The sequence below is a fragment of the Modestobacter sp. KNN46-3 genome, from assembly GCF_011039295.1.
In genome coordinates this window covers 1-1,384 of sequence record NZ_JAAKGN010000328.1, presented here as the reverse complement: position 1 = coordinate 1,384, position 1,384 = coordinate 1, and the positions used below count along the sequence as shown (strand labels likewise).

The following is a 1,384-nucleotide window of genomic DNA, read 5'->3' as shown; positions in this document are numbered from 1 at the left end:
GGTCGCCGGCACCAAGGACTTCGTGACGGCCCTCCAGCTGGACACGAAGCTCGACGGCATCCCCTCCGACGTCCTCGCCGGTGCGCTGACCCAGGCCCGCGCGGCCCGGCTGCACATCCTCGACGTCATGCTCGAGGCGATCGACGGCCCCGACGAGATGAGCGCCTACGCCCCGCGGGTGACCACGGTGCGCATCCCGGTCGACAAGATCGGCGCGGTCATCGGCCCGAAGGGGCAGATGATCAACGCGATCCAGGACGAGACCGGCGCCGACATCACCATCGAGGACGACGGCACGATCTACGTCGGCGCCTCCGACGGCCCCTCGGCCCAGGCCGCGGTCGACCGGATCAACGCCATCGCGAACCCGACGCTGCCCAAGGTCGGCGAGCGGTTCCTCGGCACCGTGGTGAAGACGACGGCCTTCGGCGCCTTCGTCTCGCTGCTGCCCGGCCGCGACGGCCTGGTCCACATCAGCAAGCTGGGCAACGGCAAGCGGATCGCCAAGGTCGAGGACGTCGCGAACGTCGGCGACAAGCTGCAGGTCGAGATCACCGACATCGACGCCCGCGGCAAGATCAGCCTGGTGCCGGTCGTCGAGGGCGACGCCGCCGCTGCCGGTGACGCAGCTCCGGCTGACGAGACCGCCGCCCCCGCGGAGGCGTGAACACGAGTACCGACCTGACCGGGGCCGGGGCGGGCGCTGCGGCGTCCGTCCCGGCCCCGGTCGGTGTCACGCAGGTCCTGGACGTCGACGAGGTCGGCGGCCGGGTGGAGCGGACCGAGCTGCCCGGCGGGCTGCGGGTGGTCACCGAGACGATGCCCGGGGTGCTGTCGGCGACCCTGGGCATCTGGGTCGGCGTCGGGTCCCGGGACGAGAGCCCGGAGCTGGGCGGCTCCTCACACTTCCTCGAGCACCTGCTGTTCAAGGGCACCCGGAGCCGCACGGCGCTGGAGATCGCCACGGCGATGGACGCCGTCGGTGGTGAGATGAACGCCTTCACCGCCAAGGAGCACACCTGCTACTACGCGAACGTGCTCGCCAGCGACCTCCCGCTCGCGGTGACCCTGCTCGGGGACCTGGTCACCGACGCGCTCAACACCGCCCCGGACCTGGAGTCCGAGCGCACGGTGGTGCTCGAGGAGATCGCGATGCGCGACGACGAGCCCGCCGACGCGGTGCACGACCTGTACGCCGAGACCCTGTTCGGCGACACGCCGCTGGGGCGGTCGGTGCTCGGCACCGTGGAGTCGATCGAGTCCCTGACCCGGGACGACGTCGACGGCTGGTACCGCGACCGCTACGCCGTCCCCTCGATCGTCGTCTCGGCGGCCGGGCGGGTCGACCACCAGCAGGTCATCGACCTGGTCACGGCGGCCTTCG

At 71.7% G+C, this 1,384-nt stretch carries 2 protein-coding genes; both read left to right on the top strand.

From position 1 onward, the window contains the following. Positions 1–667 (top strand): S1 RNA-binding domain-containing protein (locus G5C62_RS27040; protein WP_164703417.1); only part of this gene is annotated, 667 nt, incomplete at its 5' end. Next, the coding region (locus G5C62_RS27035; RefSeq protein ID WP_164703416.1) for a pitrilysin family protein at positions 664–1,384 on the top strand (721 nt) is incomplete at its 3' end. The genes G5C62_RS27040 and G5C62_RS27035, both read left to right, overlap by 4 nt.